15 protein-coding genes are annotated in these 14,758 nt (G+C 68.6%); 12 read left to right on the forward strand and 3 right to left on the reverse strand.

Features of this window, described 5'->3' with window-relative positions:
• Position 1: 1 nt before the first annotated feature.
• Positions 2-790 carry a crotonase/enoyl-CoA hydratase family protein gene (locus Taqua_RS08855; protein WP_144326323.1) on the reverse strand — a complete coding sequence of 263 codons (789 nt, stop codon included), beginning with the start codon at positions 788-790 and terminating at the stop codon, positions 2-4.
• 102 nt (positions 791-892) lie between these two features.
• Here Taqua_RS08855 and Taqua_RS08860 point away from each other — a divergent pair, with 102 nt between their 5' ends.
• Complete coding sequence (locus Taqua_RS08860) at positions 893-1,684, forward strand: enoyl-CoA hydratase/isomerase family protein (RefSeq protein ID WP_144326324.1); 792 nt, start codon at positions 893-895, stop codon at positions 1,682-1,684.
• Between the two features lie 61 nt (positions 1,685-1,745).
• Here Taqua_RS08860 and Taqua_RS08865 read toward each other — a convergent pair whose 3' ends face one another.
• On the reverse strand, positions 1,746-2,570 hold the full coding sequence (locus Taqua_RS08865; RefSeq protein ID WP_144326325.1) for an IclR family transcriptional regulator: 825 nt from the start codon (positions 2,568-2,570) through the stop codon (positions 1,746-1,748).
• A 172-nt stretch (positions 2,571-2,742) separates the two neighbouring features.
• Here Taqua_RS08865 and Taqua_RS08870 point away from each other — a divergent pair, with 172 nt between their 5' ends.
• The 9 genes from Taqua_RS08870 (at position 2,743) to Taqua_RS08910 (ending at position 11,800) form a co-directional block, all read left to right on the forward strand.
• Positions 2,743-3,699, forward strand: coding sequence for an MBL fold metallo-hydrolase (locus Taqua_RS08870; protein WP_144326326.1), 957 nt, complete (start codon positions 2,743-2,745; stop codon positions 3,697-3,699).
• Positions 3,700-3,745: 46 nt separating this feature from the next.
• Complete coding sequence (locus Taqua_RS08875; RefSeq protein ID WP_132963535.1) at positions 3,746-4,291, forward strand: VOC family protein; 546 nt, start codon at positions 3,746-3,748, stop codon at positions 4,289-4,291.
• A 97-nt stretch (positions 4,292-4,388) separates the two neighbouring features.
• Positions 4,389-5,996: an FAD-dependent oxidoreductase gene (locus tag Taqua_RS08880; protein WP_144326327.1), complete on the forward strand. Its 1,608-nt coding sequence runs from the start codon at positions 4,389-4,391 to the stop codon at positions 5,994-5,996.
• Positions 5,997-6,034: 38 nt separating this feature from the next.
• Entirely contained in the window at positions 6,035-6,241 is a 207-nt protein-coding gene (locus tag Taqua_RS08885) for a DUF2783 domain-containing protein (protein ID WP_144326328.1), read from the forward strand.
• Between the two features lie 36 nt (positions 6,242-6,277).
• Complete coding sequence (gene fahA / locus Taqua_RS08890) at positions 6,278-7,594, forward strand: fumarylacetoacetase (protein WP_144326345.1); 1,317 nt, start codon at positions 6,278-6,280, stop codon at positions 7,592-7,594.
• A gap of 212 nt (positions 7,595-7,806) precedes the next feature.
• Positions 7,807-8,853, forward strand: a complete 1,047-nt coding sequence (locus tag Taqua_RS08895; RefSeq protein ID WP_144326329.1) for a TRAP transporter substrate-binding protein — start codon at positions 7,807-7,809, stop codon at positions 8,851-8,853.
• A 129-nt stretch (positions 8,854-8,982) separates the two neighbouring features.
• Positions 8,983-9,504 (forward strand): TRAP transporter small permease, encoded by a 522-nt coding sequence (locus Taqua_RS08900; RefSeq protein ID WP_144326330.1) that lies wholly within the window; start codon positions 8,983-8,985, stop codon positions 9,502-9,504.
• A gap of 1 nt (position 9,505) precedes the next feature.
• Positions 9,506-10,828, forward strand: a complete 1,323-nt coding sequence (locus tag Taqua_RS08905) for a TRAP transporter large permease (protein ID WP_144326331.1) — start codon at positions 9,506-9,508, stop codon at positions 10,826-10,828.
• A 30-nt stretch (positions 10,829-10,858) separates the two neighbouring features.
• Positions 10,859-11,800: an NAD(P)-dependent oxidoreductase gene (locus Taqua_RS08910; protein ID WP_144326332.1), complete on the forward strand. Its 942-nt coding sequence runs from the start codon at positions 10,859-10,861 to the stop codon at positions 11,798-11,800.
• A 22-nt stretch (positions 11,801-11,822) separates the two neighbouring features.
• Here Taqua_RS08910 and Taqua_RS08915 read toward each other — a convergent pair whose 3' ends face one another.
• On the reverse strand, positions 11,823-12,758 hold the full coding sequence (locus Taqua_RS08915) for a LysR substrate-binding domain-containing protein (protein ID WP_144326333.1): 936 nt from the start codon (positions 12,756-12,758) through the stop codon (positions 11,823-11,825).
• 136 nt (positions 12,759-12,894) lie between these two features.
• On the opposite strand from Taqua_RS08915, the gene Taqua_RS08920 reads away from it, so the two are divergent.
• Together Taqua_RS08920 and Taqua_RS08925 are read left to right on the forward strand one after the other, a co-directional pair.
• Positions 12,895-13,620, forward strand: coding sequence for a substrate-binding domain-containing protein (locus Taqua_RS08920; protein ID WP_246094668.1), 726 nt, complete (start codon positions 12,895-12,897; stop codon positions 13,618-13,620).
• Positions 13,621-13,687: 67 nt separating this feature from the next.
• Positions 13,688-14,728 carry an amidohydrolase family protein gene (locus Taqua_RS08925; RefSeq protein ID WP_144326334.1) on the forward strand — a complete coding sequence of 347 codons (1,041 nt, stop codon included), beginning with the start codon at positions 13,688-13,690 and terminating at the stop codon, positions 14,726-14,728.
• Positions 14,729-14,758: the final 30 nt, after the last annotated feature.

Raw genomic sequence — 14,758 nt, forward strand, 5'->3', positions numbered from 1 at the left:
GTCAGGCGTCTTGGCGCACCTTGGCGGCCTTGCCTTCCAGAAAAGCGCGCAGCCGGGCCTTGGCCTCGGGCGCGGCCTGCGCCACGGCGGCCATCAGCGCTTCGGTGAACAGGCCGTGGTCGCTGGCCTGCTCGGCGATGCGCGGCAACGCATGCATCAGTGCGAAGTTGGTCAACGGCGCGTTGTCGGCGATGCGCCGCGCCAGCGCCAGCGCCTTGTCCAGCGCCTGCCCAGCACCGACGCGGTACTGCACGAGCCCAATGCGCTCGGCTTCGTCGGCGCCGACCACACGTCCGGTCAGCATCATGTCTGTCATGCGCGCCACCCCGATCAGCTTGGGGATGCGCACCGAGCCGCTGCCCCCGACGAAAATGCCGCGCGAGCCCTCGGGCAGCGCGAAGTAGGCCGTGTCGTCCGCCACACGGATGTGGCAGGCGCTGGCCAGCTCCAGACCGCCGCCCACCACCGCGCCGTGCAGCGCCGCCACCACCGGCACGCGGCCTTTTTCCACCGCCTCCAGCGCGGTGTGCCACATGCGCGAATGCAGCACGCCTTCGGCGGCGTCACGCTCGCGCAGCTCGCTCAGGTCCAGCCCGGCGCAAAAGTGCTCGCCTTCGCCGCAGACCACGGCGGCGCGGGCCGCCTCGGGCAGCGTTTCGAAGGTGTGGCGCAGCGCCAGGATCAGACCGTCCGACAGCGCGTTGCGCTTGGCCGGGCGCCGCAAGCGCACCACGGCCACCGGGCCGTCGAGGGTGCATTGGATCGCGTCGAGGTCGGGTTGGGGTTGCATGGTAATGATTACAAAGAATAACGATATGGGAAGCTTAGCGCATCCTCGACGCCGACTGTACTGGGGTAAACCCTGAGTTCGGCTGGGGCATACTCGCGCGCCATGCATACCCCCTCCGGCCCTCCGCAGTGGGCGCTGGCCGACGGCGTGGCCACCATCACCCTGTGCCGGCCGCAGCACCACAACCGTTTGCATCTGGACGATTTGCAGCGGCTGCGCGAGCTCGTGCAGCGCGCCAACGACGACGCACAAGTGCGCGTGTTGGTGTTGGCCGCACGCGTGCGCGCGGGTGCGCGGCCGGTGTTCAGCGCAGGGTTTCACCTGGGGGATTTCGAGCAGGCCGATGGCGGCGCTGGGGCGGCGGCGGATGCGTTTGTGCAGGCCGCCGACGCGCTGGCCGCCGCCCGGCCGGTGACGCTGGCGGCGCTGGGCGGCAGCGTCTATGGGGGCGCGGTGGACCTGGCGCTGGCGTGTGACCTGCGCATTGGCGTGCTTGGCATGGAAGCGCGCGTGCCGGCGGCGGCACTGGGGCTGCACTACGGCAGCAGCGGGCTGCGCCGCGCGGTGGCGGTGTTGGGCCTGCCGGTGGCGCGGCGGCTGTTCGTGGCGGCCCATACCCTGGGCGCCGACGAGTTGCTGGCAAGTGGTTTTTTGGACGCGCTGGTGGCGCCGTCGGCGCTGGCGGCCGAGGTGCAGCGCCGCGCACAGGCGCTGGCCGCGCTGGCGCCGCTGGCGGTGCAGGGCATGAAGCGCACGCTGCTGGAGCTGGCCACCGGCACCGGCGATGCGGCGACGTGGCGACAGCGCGAGCGGCTCACCCAAGCCAGCGCCGACTTCGCTGAGGGCCGCGTGGCGGCGCTGCAGCGGCGTGCGCCCCGTTTCGTGGGGCGCTGAAGCGGCGACACAGGCGCGGCCGCGCGCCTGCCAGTGTCGGGCGCGGGGCCGTGGCCGCTGTTTACGCTATGCCTTGGCCTGTGTAGCCCAGGCGCCGCGACAGCTGCTCGCCGCACGCGCGCAGCGCCTGCGCTTGCGGGCTGCCCACGCCAAGGTCCAACAAGGCGCTGGGGCCGATCGCGGCCAGCGCCAGCGCCAAGCGCCCAAAGCCGTCGAACACCGGCACCGCCATCGCGCTGATGCCTGGCAGCAGCTCGTCACGCACGCGGCTGAGCCGCTCGCGCCGAATGTCTTGCAGCTCGGCGGCAAAGGCGGGGTCGTCCAGGGCGGCGGCTTCACCTTCGCGCGCCAGCGCCTCAGCCACCGCCTGCGGCGGCGCGAAGGCCGCAAACACCTTGCCGGTGCCGGTGTGCCGCAGTGACGCCGGCGTACCGTGCCGCATGGCCACGTGCACCGGCGTGGGCCCGTGCTCGACGTGCACGATGATCGGGCCCATCGGCCCCCACACCGCCGCCGACACCGTGCAGCCCAGCTGCGCGGCCAGCGCGGGCAGCTGTGCCACCGCCAGCCGCACCGGGTCCACCTGCTGCAGCCCGATCAGCCCCAACTGCAACGCCAGCGGCCCCAGCCCGTAGCGCCCGCTGACGGCGTCTTGTTCCACCAAGCCCAGTTTGCCGAAGCTGACCAGGTAAGGATGGGCCTTGGCCGGGGTCATGCCCGCCGCGCGGGCCAGGTCTTTCAGGGCCAACGCGCTGCCGGCGCGCACCAGGGCTTTGAGCAACTGGCCGCCCACTTCGATGCTTTGGATGCCGCGCGGGCTGCGGGCATCGCCGTCGTCGTCGGTGCCGCCGTTCGTCGCGGCGGGGTGCAGCGTGGGGTTGTTCATGCGCATCATTGTCGCTGCGCGCCGGTCCGCGTGAGCGGGTCGGCCTCTACGGGTTTATACCTATACAAATGGGTTTGACATGGTACAAAAACCTCGCGTAAGATCTGGATCAATGTATGACAAACGCGTTCGGTATGGTTGAATCACCGTGCCGACCTTCCAGGAGTTTCCGATGAGCACCAAAGCCTTTGCCAGCCAGGCCGACCTGCAGGACAAGCAAGTCAGCTTCACCAAGCTGTCCGACCACGCCTACGCCTACACCGCCGAGGGCGACCCCAACACCGGCGTCGTTATCGGCGACAACGCCGTGATGGTCATCGACACCCAGGCCACGCCGGCCATGGCGCAGGACGTCATCCGCCGCATCCGCGAAGTCACCGACAAGCCCATCAAGTACGTGGTGCTGAGCCACTACCACGCGGTGCGGGTGCTGGGCGCCAGCGCTTATCAGCCCGAGCACATCATCGCCAGTCAGGACACCTACGACCTCATCGTCGAGCGTGGCGAGGCCGACAAGGCCAGCGAGATTGGCCGCTTCCCGCGTCTGTTCCGCGCGGTCGAAACCATTCCGCCGGGGCTGACGTGGCCCACCATCACCTTCACCGGCAAGATGACCCTGTGGCTGGGCAAGCTGGAGGTGCAACTGCTGCAGCTGGGCCGCGGCCACACCAAAGGCGACACGGTGATCTGGTTGCCGCAGGAGCGCATCCTGTTCAGCGGCGATCTGGTCGAGTTCGACGCAACCCCCTACGCCGGTGACGCCTACTTCCGCGACTGGCCCAAGACGCTGGACAACATCGCCGCGCTGCAGCCGGCCAAGCTGGTGCCGGGGCGAGGTGCTGCGCTGATCACGCCCGAGCATGTGCAGGCCGGCTTGGCGGGCACCAAGGCGTTCATCGAAGACGTGCGCGCCGCGGTGGAAGAGGGCGTGCGTGCCGGCAAAGACCTGCGCGCCGTGTACAAGGAAACCTACGCCCGGCTGCAGCCCAAGTACGGCCGCTGGGTCATCTTCGACCACTGCATGCCGTTCGACGTCACCCGCTGCTACGACGAAGTCACGCAGTACCCCGACCCGCGCATCTGGACCGCCGAGCGCGACCGCCAGATGTGGGAGACGCTGGAAGGTTGACCCAACGCCCAGCCCGTCGCAACCACCCCGCCGCAGGAGACACGCCATGCGTATCGAACGCATCCACCACGTCGCTTACCGCTGCAAGGACGCCAAAGAGACCGTCGAGTGGTACGTCAAGCACCTGAACATGAAGTTCGTGCTGGCCATCGCCGAAGACCAAGTGCCCTCGACCAAGGCACCGGATCCCTACATGCACGTCTTCCTGGACGCCGGGCAGGGCAACGTGCTGGCGTTTTTCGAGCTGCCCAACTCCCCCGCGATGGGCAGGGACCCCAACACGCCGGAGTGGGTGCAGCACATCGCCTTCAAGGTCGACAGCGTGCGCACGCTGGAAGAGACCAAGGCGCGGCTGGAGGCGGCCGGCATCCCGGTGGTGGGCATCACCGACCACACGATCTTCAAGAGCATTTACTTCTTCGACCCCAACGGCCACCGTATCGAGCTGGCCGCCGACGTCGGCACGCCCGACATGTACGAGCGGCTCGACGCGGTCAAGTGGGACATGCTCAACGAGTGGGCGCAGACCAAGCGCGCACCGCGCCACGCCGCCTGGATGCACGAAAAAGAGTTCCACGCGGTGGACGGTTGAGCGCGCGCCGCTGGCCGTTTCATCCTGCTGATGTCCACACGCCCAACGCTCCCCGCGCGGGTGGCGTGGGGGTGGCTTTGCCCGGAGGCTCCCCATCATGCTGCACACCTACACCTACCCGCAGTACGCGTACCGCCCCAGCCCGGAGCAGGCCGAGGGCCGCCGCACGCGCCACCCCGTGGTCGTCGTCGGCGCCGGCCCGGTGGGCATGACGCAGGCGCTGGACCTGGCCGCGCGCGGCGTGCCGTGCGTCGTGCTGGACGACAACAACACGGTCAGCGTCGGCTCGCGGGCGGTGTGTTACGCCAAGCGCCCGCTCGAAATCTGGGACCGCCTGGGGCTGGGCGAAGCCTTGGTGGAGCAGGGCGTGCAGTGGAAGGTGGGCAAGGTGTTTTTCCGCGACGAGCTGGTGTACCAATTCGACCTGCTGCCGGAAGACCACCACAAGATGCCGGCGATGATCAACCTGCAGCAGTACTACCTGGAAGAGCGGCTGGTGCAGGCGTGCGAAGCATCACCACGGGTGGACCTGCGCTGGAAGCACAAGGTGCTGGCGGTGGAGCCACAGCCCGACCACGTGGTGCTGACGGTGGAAACACCGGACGGCATTTTCAAGATGGAGGCCCAATGGCTCATCGCCTGCGACGGCGCGCACAGCGACGTGCGCCGCATGATTGGGGCGGACTTCACCGGGCAGTTTTTTCAGGACCGGTTCCTCATCGCCGACGTGGTGATGAAGGCCGACTTTCCGACCGAGCGCTGGTTCTGGTTCGACCCGCCGTTCCACCGCAACCAGAGCGTGCTGCTGCACAAGCAGCGCGACAACGTCTGGCGCATCGACTTCCAACTCGGCTGGGACGCCGACCCCAACGAGGAAAAAAAGCCCGAGCGCGTCATTCCGCGTATCCAGGCCATGCTAGGGCCGGACGTGCCGTTCGAGCTGGAGTGGGTGTCGGTGTACCAGTTCGCCTGCCGGCGCATCGACAACTTCCGCCACGGCCGTGTGCTGTTTGCCGGCGATGCGGCGCACCAGGTGTCGCCGTTTGGCGCGCGTGGCGCCAACAGCGGCGTGCAGGATTGCGACAACCTCAGCTGGAAGCTGGCCGCCGTGCTGGCCGGCGACGCGCCCGAAGCGCTGCTGGACACCTACCACTGGGAGCGCGCGCTGGCGGCCGACGACAACATCCGTAACTCGACGCGCTCGACCGACTTCATCACGCCCAAGAGCCGCGCGTCGCTGCGGCTGCGCAACGCCGTGTTGGAGCTGGCGCGCGCCGAGCCGTTGGCGCGCCCGCTGGTCAACAGCGGCCGTCTGTCCACGCCGACGCCGTACTTGGGCTCGCCACTCAACACCCCGGACAGCGAGCCGTTCGCGGGCCGCATGGTGCCCGGCATGTTCTGCGCCGACGCCCCGTTGCAGGTGCAGGGGCGCCCAGGGTGGCTGCTGGAGCAGCTCGGTCGCGGCTTCGTGCTGCTGAGCTTTGGCGCCGGCGCCGAGCCGGTGCGGGTGGGCAACGTGCAGGCCGAAGTGCTGGAGGTTGGCCGTGACGTGCACGACCGCCTGGGCGTACTGACCGAACGTTACGACGGCCGGCCCGGCACTGTTTACCTGATCCGGCCCGACCAGTACGTGGCGGCCCGCTGGCGTCGCTTCGACGCGCAGGCAGTGCGCGCCGCGCTGTCCCGCGCCCTGGCGTTGGCCTGACGCCGCCCGCCAAGCGGCCCTCGATGGAGAAACCGACCATGCCCCTGATGCGACTGCCCAACATCGTCGATCACGACGCCTTTTACGAGGAGCTGATCGACGCCCAGCGCGACATGAACGACGAGCAGGCCGACATGTTTCTGGCCAAGCTCGTGCTCATCCTGGCCAACCACGTCGGTGATCGCGAGGTGCTGAGCCAGGCCATCCAACTGGCGCGCGCCAACACGCTGGCGCAGCGCGCTTGACGCGGCGCCACGCGTGCGCTACACCCCCACCGCATGATGACCGTCAACGAAACCCACGACCCAGCACTGCGCAGCTGGGTTGCCTCGGCACAGGCGCCGGGCACCGACTTTCCGATCCAGAACCTGCCGCTGGCGATTGTTCGCCGCCGCGGCCGTGGCGAACCTTGGCGTGGCGGCGTGGCCATCGGCGACCAGATCGTCGACCTGGCCGCGCTGCACCGCGCGCACCCGTGGGAGGGGCTGGCGGCCGAGGCGCTGGCCGCCGCGGCGCAACCCAAGCTCAACGCGCTGATGGCCCTGGGGCCGGCGCACTGGAGCGCGTTGCGCCGCGCGCTGTCGCACGCGCTGCGCGAGGGCAGCGCGCTGCGCGCCACCGTCGAGCCGTGTCTGCTGCCCCAGGCCGACGCCGAGTACGACCTGCCGGCGCACATCGGCGACTACACCGACTTTTACACCTCCGTGCACCACGCCACCAACATCGGCAAGCTGTTTCGGCCGGACAACCCGCTGCTGCCCAACTACAAATGGGTGCCCATCGGCTACCACGGGCGCTGCTCCAGCATCGGCGTGTCGCCGCAAGCGTTTCGGCGCCCGCGCGGGCAGATCAAGGTGCCCGATGCCGCCGCGCCGGTGCTCGCGCCCAGCCGGCGGCTGGACATCGAGCTGGAAATGGGTGTGTTCGTTGGGCCGGGCAACCCCTTGGGCGAGCCCATCCCCATCGAGCGGGCCGAAGACCACGTGTTCGGCGTCGTGTTGCTCAACGACTGGTCGGCGCGCGACATCCAGGCCTGGGAGTACCAGCCGTTGGGGCCGTTTTTGGCCAAAAATTTCGCCACCACCATCTCACCGTGGGTGGTCACGTGGGAGGCGCTGGCACCGTACCGCGTGCCGTTCGAGCGGCCCGCGGATGACCCGCCGCCGTTGCCCTACCTGGACGGTGGCGCCAACCGGCGCGCCGGTGGCGTCGACATCCACCTCAGCGTCGAGCTGCGCACGGCGGCCATGGCCGCGTGCGGCATGGCCGCGCATACCGTGGCCACGACCAACCTGCGCTACACCTACTGGACGGTGGCGCAAATGGTGGCCCACCACACCGTGGGGGGGTGCAACCTGCAACCGGGCGATTTGCTCGGCACCGGCACGCTGTCCGGACCCGAACCGCACCAGGCCGCGGCGCTGATCGAGTTGACGCAAGGCGGCAAGCAGCCGCTGGAGCTGCCCAGCGGCGAGCGGCGCACGTTTCTGGAAGACGGCGACGAGGTCATCCTGCGCGGCTGGTGTCAGGCGCCGGGGGCGGCGCGCATCGGCTTTGGCACCTGCATCGGCACGGTGTTGCCTGCGTTGGCGGGCTGATGGCCAGCCATGCCGTTTTGCAATAGCAGCTTGACCGCGCTCGGGCGCCCGATGTGCGCGCACCGCTCTACAGTGTGCTGTGGCGAGCGGTGCTGCCGGGGGTCGTGCGGCATGCGGGAAAACCCCGATGCCGTTCCCCTGGCGGCGTAATCCGTTAGTACAGATAATCATCAGTGTGCATTTGGTTTGCCCCAACCCGAAGGAGACTCCCGATGAAAACACCTTGGACCCTGCGTGCCATGTCCGTGGCTTTGGGCGGCGCCGTGCTGGCCGGCGCCGCATGGGCGCAGCAGGTGACGCTGCGCGTGCACCACTTCCTGCCGGCCCAAGGCTCGATTCCGAAGACGGCCATCGAGCCCTGGGCCAAGAAAGTCGAGGCCGACTCCGGCGGTCGCATCAAGGTGCAGGTGTTTCCGGCGATGCAGCTGGGTGGTACGCCGGCGCAATTGTTCGACCAGGCGAAGGACGGCGTCGTCGACGTGTCGTGGACGGTGCTGGGCTACACGCCGGGCCGTTTCCCACGCATGGAGGTCTTTGAAATCCCGTTCATCGCACCGTCGCACGACCGCTCGGCCGAGGTGATGTCGAAAGCCGCGTGGGACTTTGCCAACAAGTTCGCGGCGGAAGAGTTCAAAGACGTCAAGCTACTGGCCGTGCACACCCACGGGCCCGGTCTGCTCCACACCAAGCAACCGGTCACTGGGCTGGAGAGCCTGCGCGGCATGAAGATTCGCGGCGGCACGCGCATCGTCAACAACATGCTGGTCAAGCTGGGCGCCACGCCGGTGGGTATGCCAGTGCCGCAGGTGACCGAGGCACTGTCCAAGGGCGTGCTCGATGGCACCACGATTCCGTGGGAGGTCGGCCCCTCGCTGCGCGTGCACGAGATCGTCAAAAACCACACCACTTTTGGCGGTGACCGGGCGCTGTACACGATGGCCTTTGCGTTTTCGATGAACAAGGCCAAGTACGAGTCGCTGCCGCCGGACCTCAAAAAGGTCATCGACGCCAACAGCGGCGCGGCGCTGTCGGCAGCGTTTGGCAAGGCCATGGACGAAGCGGACAAAATCGGCCGCGACATCGCGCTGAAGGCCGGCAACAAGATCACCCAGCTCGACGTCGCCGAAACCCAGCGTTGGCTGCGCACCGCCAGCAGCGTCGAAGACGATTGGGTCAAGGAAGTCAAAGGCAAGGGGATCGACGGCGCGGCCCTGCTGCGTGAGGCACGCGCCATGATCAAACAGCACGACACCAAGTAAACTGGCTGGCCCCACCTGCGCGGGCGCGCAGCGTGCCAATCCCTTGGCTCTGCGCGCCCGTGTCTTTGGGGGGGCGGCGGGGGTCGTTGGGACAGTTTCGTTCATCGCACAACGCAAACGGCAATCGACATGACGGTATGGGTCTTCCGGCTGGCCAAGTGGTCGGCCCTCGTGGGTGGGTTGGTGCTGGTGGCACTGACCCTGATGAGCGTGGCCAGCATCACCGGCCGCGCGCTGATTGGCCTGGGCCTGGGGCCGGTGCCGGGTGATTTTGAACTGGTCGAAATCGGCACCGGTGTGGCGGTGTTTTTATTCTTGCCCTGGACCTATTTGCGCGGCGGCCACGCCACCGTGGATTTGTTGTACGACCGCATGCCGGCTGCGGCGCGCAAGGCGGTGTCGATGGCCTGCGACCTGCTGATGCTGGCGCTGTGGGTCGTGCTGACCTGGAAACTGTGGGACGGCATGCTGGAAAAACGCGAGTACCTGGAAACCTCGTTCATCCTGCAAATGCCGGTGTGGTGGGGGTACGCGGCTTCGCTGGTGGGCGCGCTGATTGGTTGCCTGGCGTACCTGACGAAAACCCTCATCAACCTGGGCTTGGCGCAGTACCCGCAGGGCTGGCCGGTGCAACACGCGGGGGGGCACTGACATGTCCAGCATCGAACTGGCCGCGTGGTCGTTTCCCATCTTGCTGGGCTTGATCTTCATTCGGGTGCCGATCGGCCTGGCGATGGCCTTGTGCGGGGTCGTAGGGGCGTATTTCATCTACGGCACGCCGGCGCCGCTTCTCAACCAGCTCAAGCATGTGGGCTACACGACGTTTGCCAACTACAACCTGTCGGTGGTGCCGCTGTTTTTGCTGATGGGGCAGTTTGCCGCGCTGGGTGGGCTGTCGCGCTCGCTGTTCAAGGCCGCGGAGGCCTGGGTCGGCCACTGGCGCGGCGGCGTCGCCATGGCCGCGGTGGGCGCCTGCGCGGGCTTTGGCGCGATCTGCGGCTCGTCGCTGGCCACCGCGGCCACGATGGGGCAGGTCGCATTGCCCGAGCTGCGCCGCGCCGGCTACAGTGGGGCGCTGTCGACGGCCTGCCTGGCCGCGGGGGGGACGCTGGGCATCCTGATCCCGCCGTCGGTGGTGCTGGTCATCTACGCCATCCTGACCGAGCAGAACATCGCCAAGCTGTTTCTGGCGGCCTTCATTCCCGGCATTCTGGCGGCGGTCGGCTACATCATCGTGATTTCCGTCTACGTGCGCCTCAAGCCCGACAGCGCCGGCCACATGGAGCCGGCCCCGATGGCCGAACGCTGGCGCGCGCTGGCCAGCACCTGGCCAGTGATCGTGATCTTCCTGGCGGTGGTCGGCGGCATTTACAGCGGCGTGTTCACCCCGACCGAAGGTGCCGCCGTGGGGGCGTTTGGCACCGGCTTGGTGGCATGGCTGTCGGGGGGGCTGAACCTCAAGACGCTGCGCGAGTCGATCTACGGCACCGCGGTGGCCACCGGCATGATCTTCATGATCGTGCTGGGCGCTGGCCTGTACAACACGTTTTTGGCGTTGTCACAACTGCCGCAGGAGCTGGCGCAGTGGGTCATTGGCATGGGCTTGAGCCCCTGGGTGGTGCTGGCCATCATCTTGGTGCTGTACCTGTTGCTGGGCTGCGTGATGGACTCGCTGTCGATGATCCTGCTGACCATCCCGATCTTTTTCCCGATGATCATGGGGCTGGATTTCGGCTTGCCGCCCGACGAAAAAGCCATCTGGTTTGGCATCCTCGTGCTGATCGTCGTCGAGGTGGGCCTGATCACGCCGCCGGTCGGCATGAACCTGTTCGTCATCAACAGCCTGGCGCGCGACGTGCCGATTGCCCACACCTACCGGGGGGTGACGCCGTTTGTGCTGAGTGACCTGGTGCGCACGGCGATCTTGGCGGCGTTCCCAGCAATCACCTTGTTCGCGTTGCGGATCACATCCTGACGACCTGCGTCGGACACGACCGGAGGTGATATGCTGGCACCGCAAGACACCACCCTCCCGCAGCCGCCGTCGCGGGTCGGGTTGATCGGTTTGGGCGAGGTCGGCACCATCTTCGCCCGGGCGCTGGCGCAGCTCGGCGTGGCATGGGTCGGTGGTTGGGATGTCAAGCTCACCCCCGGCCACCCCGAGGCCGACGCGATGCGCGCCCGGGCGGTGGCCGCCGGCGCGACGGTCTGCGCCGACGTGGCCGCGCTGTGCGCCCAAGCGCAGCTGATCATCAGCGCCGTCACCGCGGCCAACACGCTGGCGGCGGCCGAGCTGCTGGCCGCGCAGCTGCGGCCGGGCACGTGGGTGCTGGACCTCAATTCGGCGTCGCCCGGCACCAAGCAACAGGCCGCCGCCGCCATCGAGGCCACCGGTGGACGCTACGTCGAAGCGGGCGTGATGACCTCGGTGCCGCCCTATGGGGTACGGGTGCCGATGCTGCTGGGCGGTCCGCACGCCGCAGCGTTGGCCCCCGTGCTGCAGGGCTGGGGCATGCAGGTGCAGGTGGCCAGCGACCGCTACGGCGTGGCCAGCGCCACCAAAATGTGCCGCAGCGTCATCATCAAAGGGCTCGAGGCGCTGGTCATCGAAAGCTTCACCGCGGCGCGCCACTACGGTGTGGAAGACGCGATGATTGCCACCCTGCACGAGACCTTCCCCGGCATCGACTGGGCGGCGCAGGCGGCGTACTTTTACAGCCGTGTGGCCCAGCACGGCCAGCGCCGCGCCGAGGAAATGCGCGAAGTGGCGCGCACGGTGGTCGAAGCGGGCTTCGAGCCGGTGATGGCCGACGCCACCGCCCGCAAGGACGACGGGATGGCCGCGTTGCGCCGCGCCGGCGCACTGGACCACGTGGCGGCCGACGCCCCCTGGCAAGTCTGGGCCGACGCGCTGCTGGCGGCGCGTGCGTCCAAGACGACGTCGTGACGTCTGCGGCCAAAGCGCGCTGTCAGGCGCTGGTGGCGGACGGTGCGGCGCTGGGGGCGCCGAACCGCTCGGCGCACAGGGCGCGGATCAGGTCGGCGGCGGCCTGCTGGGTCAGCGTGGCAGGCCGGCGGTCGCTGCAGGCCAGCATGACGTGCGCGTGCAACGCGGGCTCGCTCAGCGGGCGGGCGATCAGTTCGTCGGCATGGGCGGCGGCCACCAGCGCGTGCGGCGACAGGATCGCCACGCCGACACCGTCGGCCACCAGTTCGAGGATGGCCGCCACGCCGTCGATTTCCAGCTCTACCTGCGGTTTGAGCCCCAGCATCGCCAGGGCCGCCTCCACCTGCACGCGCAGCGCGTTGGGGCGGCTGGGGATGATCAGCGGCAGCGTGGCCACCTCGCGCAGCGGCACCGGCAACGGCGGATCTTCGGCCAGCCCCGGCTGGCGCCGCTGCACCAGCGCCAGCGGCTCGTCGAACAACGGCTGCAACGTGATGTCCGGCAGCGGCGGGGGGTTGTAGGCCAGCACCAGGTCCAGGTGGCCCTGCGTGAGCGCATCCAGCATCGCCACGGTCAGCCCCTCGCTGATCGACAGCGTGGCCTGCGGCAGCGCGCGCCGAAACGCGCGCGTCAGCGGCACCGCCAGCGTGCGCGCCAGGCTGGGCGGCAGCCCAATGGCCACCCGCCCGGCCAGCGCCCCGCGCACGCGGCCCAGTTCCTCGCGCGCGCGCTGCACCTGGTGCAGGATGCCGCGTGCGTGCGCCAGCAACACCTTGCCGGCTTCGGTGGGGACGGCGCCGCGTCCGTTGCGTACCAGCAGGTGCTGGCGTAGCTCCACCTCCAGCGCGCGGATTTGGCGGCTGAGGGCCGGCTGCACCACCCCCAGCGCGTGCGCAGCGCGGGTGAAGCTGCCCAGCTCGGCCACGCGCACAAAATATTCCAGTTGCCTGAGGTCCATGGCAGCGGCCTCGCACCAAGGTCGTGAGGAATGCCGATTGTAGCCACCACGGTGCCAATCTATTACATTGTGCGATAGCAGCTAGTGCGGCCATGCTGCGCGTTGACCCACCAACCCCTGCACAATCGGCGCTGCCATGTCCGCATCCAGCCCCATCCACCCGCCTGCGGCCGCGCCGACGCTGCGCGGCATTTCGTCGATGGCCACGCGGCTGCTGCTGGCCGAGCTGGCGCAGGCCTGGCAGGCCAGCGGGGGCGAGCCGCTGCTGATCGAATCGGTTGGTGGGGTGGATGCCGCGCGGCGCGTGGCCGCCGGCGAGCCGTTCGACGCGGTCTTCCTGGCCCGCGATGCGCTGCAACGCTTGGCCGCCGACGGCCACGTCTGCGTCGACAGCATCGTCGACCTGGTGCGCTCGCCGGTGGCGGTGGCGGTGCCGGCCCACGCCGCGCGGCCCGCGCTGGACAGCGCCGCCGACGTGCGCGCGGCGGTGCAGCAGGCGCGGCGCATCGGCGTGTCCACCGGCCCCAGTGGCCAGGCGTTGCAGCGTTTGTTCGACGACTGGGGGCTGGGCGAGCTGGTGCGCCAGCGTTTGGTCGTGCCGCCGCCCGGTGTGCCGGTCGGCAGCTTGGTCGCGTCGGAGGACATCGACCTGGGTTTTCAACAGCTCAGCGAGCTGATTCACATCCCCGGCATCCAGCTGGTTGGCACGTTGCCGCCCGAGTTGGGGTTGGTGACCGTGTTTGCCGGTGCGGTGGCGTGCCGCAGCCCCCATGGCGATGCCGTGCGCCGCGTGCTGGCGTTCATGGCCTCGCCAGCCGCCGACGAGGCCAAACGCCGTCAAGGCATGGAGCCAGCCCGATGAAACGTGCCATCCCCGCCCTGCACGGCACCCCAACACGCTTTTTGGATTCGTCCCTTTGGAGCACCCTATGAGACCCCCGCTCGTCATTGACGTCCACGGCCACTACACCACGGCGCCGAAGGCGCTGGAAGCATGGCGCAACCGTCAGATCGCGGCGCTGAACGACCCCAGCCTGGCCCCGTCCCCGGCCGAGCTGCGCATCAGCGACGACGAGATCCGCGAGTCGATCGAGACCAACCAGCTGGCCAAGATGCGCGAGCGCGGTGGTGACCTGACCATCTTCAGTCCGCGCGCCAGCTTCATGGCGCACCACATCGGCGACTTCAACACCTCGGCCACCTGGGCCGCCATCTGCAACGAGCTGGTTTACCGCGTCACGCAACTGTTCCCGGAACATTTCGTTGGTGCGGCGATGCTGCCGCAGTCGCCTGGGGTGGATCCGCGCACCTGCATCCCCGAGCTGCGCAAGTGCATCGAGCAGTACGGTTTCGTCGGCATCAACCTCAACCCCGACCCCTCCGGCGGGCATTGGAAAGAGCCGCCGCTGACCGACCGCTGGTGGTACCCGATCTACGAGGTCATGGCCGAGTACGACATCCCCGCCATGGTGCACGTCAGCACCTCGTGCAACGCGTGCTTTCACACCACCGGCGCGCACTACATCAACGCCGACACCACGGCGTTCATGCAGTTGATCCAGGGCGATCTGTTCAAGGACTTCCCGACGCTGCGCTTCATCATCCCGCACGGGGGCGGCGCCGCGCCATACCACTGGGGCCGCTACCGTGGGCTGGCGCAGGAGCTCAAAAAGCCGCCGTTGCAGCAACACCTGCTGGGCAACGTGTTCTTTGACACCTGCGTGTACCATCAGCCGGGCATCGATTTGCTGACCAAGGTCGTGCCGGTGGACAACATCCTGTTTGCCAGCGAGATGATCGGCGCGGTGCGCGGCATCGATCCCGAAACCGGCCACCACTACGACGACACCAAGCGCTACGTGCTGGCCACGCCGCACCTGGACGATGAGGCGCGCCGCAAGGTGTTCGAGACCAACGCGCGGCGGGTCTTCCCGCGCCTGGACGCCAAGCTCAAGGCGCGCGGCCTGTGACCCACCCCCACTGACGCAGGAGGACTCCCG

The sequence above is a fragment of the Tepidimonas aquatica genome (assembly GCF_007556585.1).
Classification (GTDB): Bacteria; Pseudomonadota; Gammaproteobacteria; order Burkholderiales; family Burkholderiaceae_C; genus Tepidimonas; species Tepidimonas aquatica.

What these genes read in the sequence shown, in the direction of transcription:
- Taqua_RS08855 (WP_144326323.1), bottom strand. Translation starts at nt 790, where the DNA reads ATGCAACCCCAACCCGACCTCGACGCGATCCAATGCACCCTCGACGGC.
- Taqua_RS08860 (WP_144326324.1), top strand. Translation starts at nt 893, where the DNA reads ATGCATACCCCCTCCGGCCCTCCGCAGTGGGCGCTGGCCGACGGCGTG.
- Taqua_RS08865 (WP_144326325.1), bottom strand. Translation starts at nt 2,570, where the DNA reads ATGAACAACCCCACGCTGCACCCCGCCGCGACGAACGGCGGCACCGAC.
- Taqua_RS08870 (WP_144326326.1), top strand. Translation starts at nt 2,743, where the DNA reads ATGAGCACCAAAGCCTTTGCCAGCCAGGCCGACCTGCAGGACAAGCAA.
- Taqua_RS08875 (WP_132963535.1), top strand. Translation starts at nt 3,746, where the DNA reads ATGCGTATCGAACGCATCCACCACGTCGCTTACCGCTGCAAGGACGCC.
- Taqua_RS08880 (WP_144326327.1), top strand. Translation starts at nt 4,389, where the DNA reads ATGCTGCACACCTACACCTACCCGCAGTACGCGTACCGCCCCAGCCCG.
- Taqua_RS08885 (WP_144326328.1), top strand. Translation starts at nt 6,035, where the DNA reads ATGCCCCTGATGCGACTGCCCAACATCGTCGATCACGACGCCTTTTAC.
- fahA (WP_144326345.1), top strand. Translation starts at nt 6,278, where the DNA reads ATGACCGTCAACGAAACCCACGACCCAGCACTGCGCAGCTGGGTTGCC.
- Taqua_RS08895 (WP_144326329.1), top strand. Translation starts at nt 7,807, where the DNA reads ATGAAAACACCTTGGACCCTGCGTGCCATGTCCGTGGCTTTGGGCGGC.
- Taqua_RS08900 (WP_144326330.1), top strand. Translation starts at nt 8,983, where the DNA reads ATGACGGTATGGGTCTTCCGGCTGGCCAAGTGGTCGGCCCTCGTGGGT.
- Taqua_RS08905 (WP_144326331.1), top strand. Translation starts at nt 9,506, where the DNA reads ATGTCCAGCATCGAACTGGCCGCGTGGTCGTTTCCCATCTTGCTGGGC.
- Taqua_RS08910 (WP_144326332.1), top strand. Translation starts at nt 10,859, where the DNA reads ATGCTGGCACCGCAAGACACCACCCTCCCGCAGCCGCCGTCGCGGGTC.
- Taqua_RS08915 (WP_144326333.1), bottom strand. Translation starts at nt 12,758, where the DNA reads ATGGACCTCAGGCAACTGGAATATTTTGTGCGCGTGGCCGAGCTGGGC.
- Taqua_RS08920 (WP_246094668.1), top strand. Translation starts at nt 12,895, where the DNA reads ATGTCCGCATCCAGCCCCATCCACCCGCCTGCGGCCGCGCCGACGCTG.
- Taqua_RS08925 (WP_144326334.1), top strand. Translation starts at nt 13,688, where the DNA reads ATGAGACCCCCGCTCGTCATTGACGTCCACGGCCACTACACCACGGCG.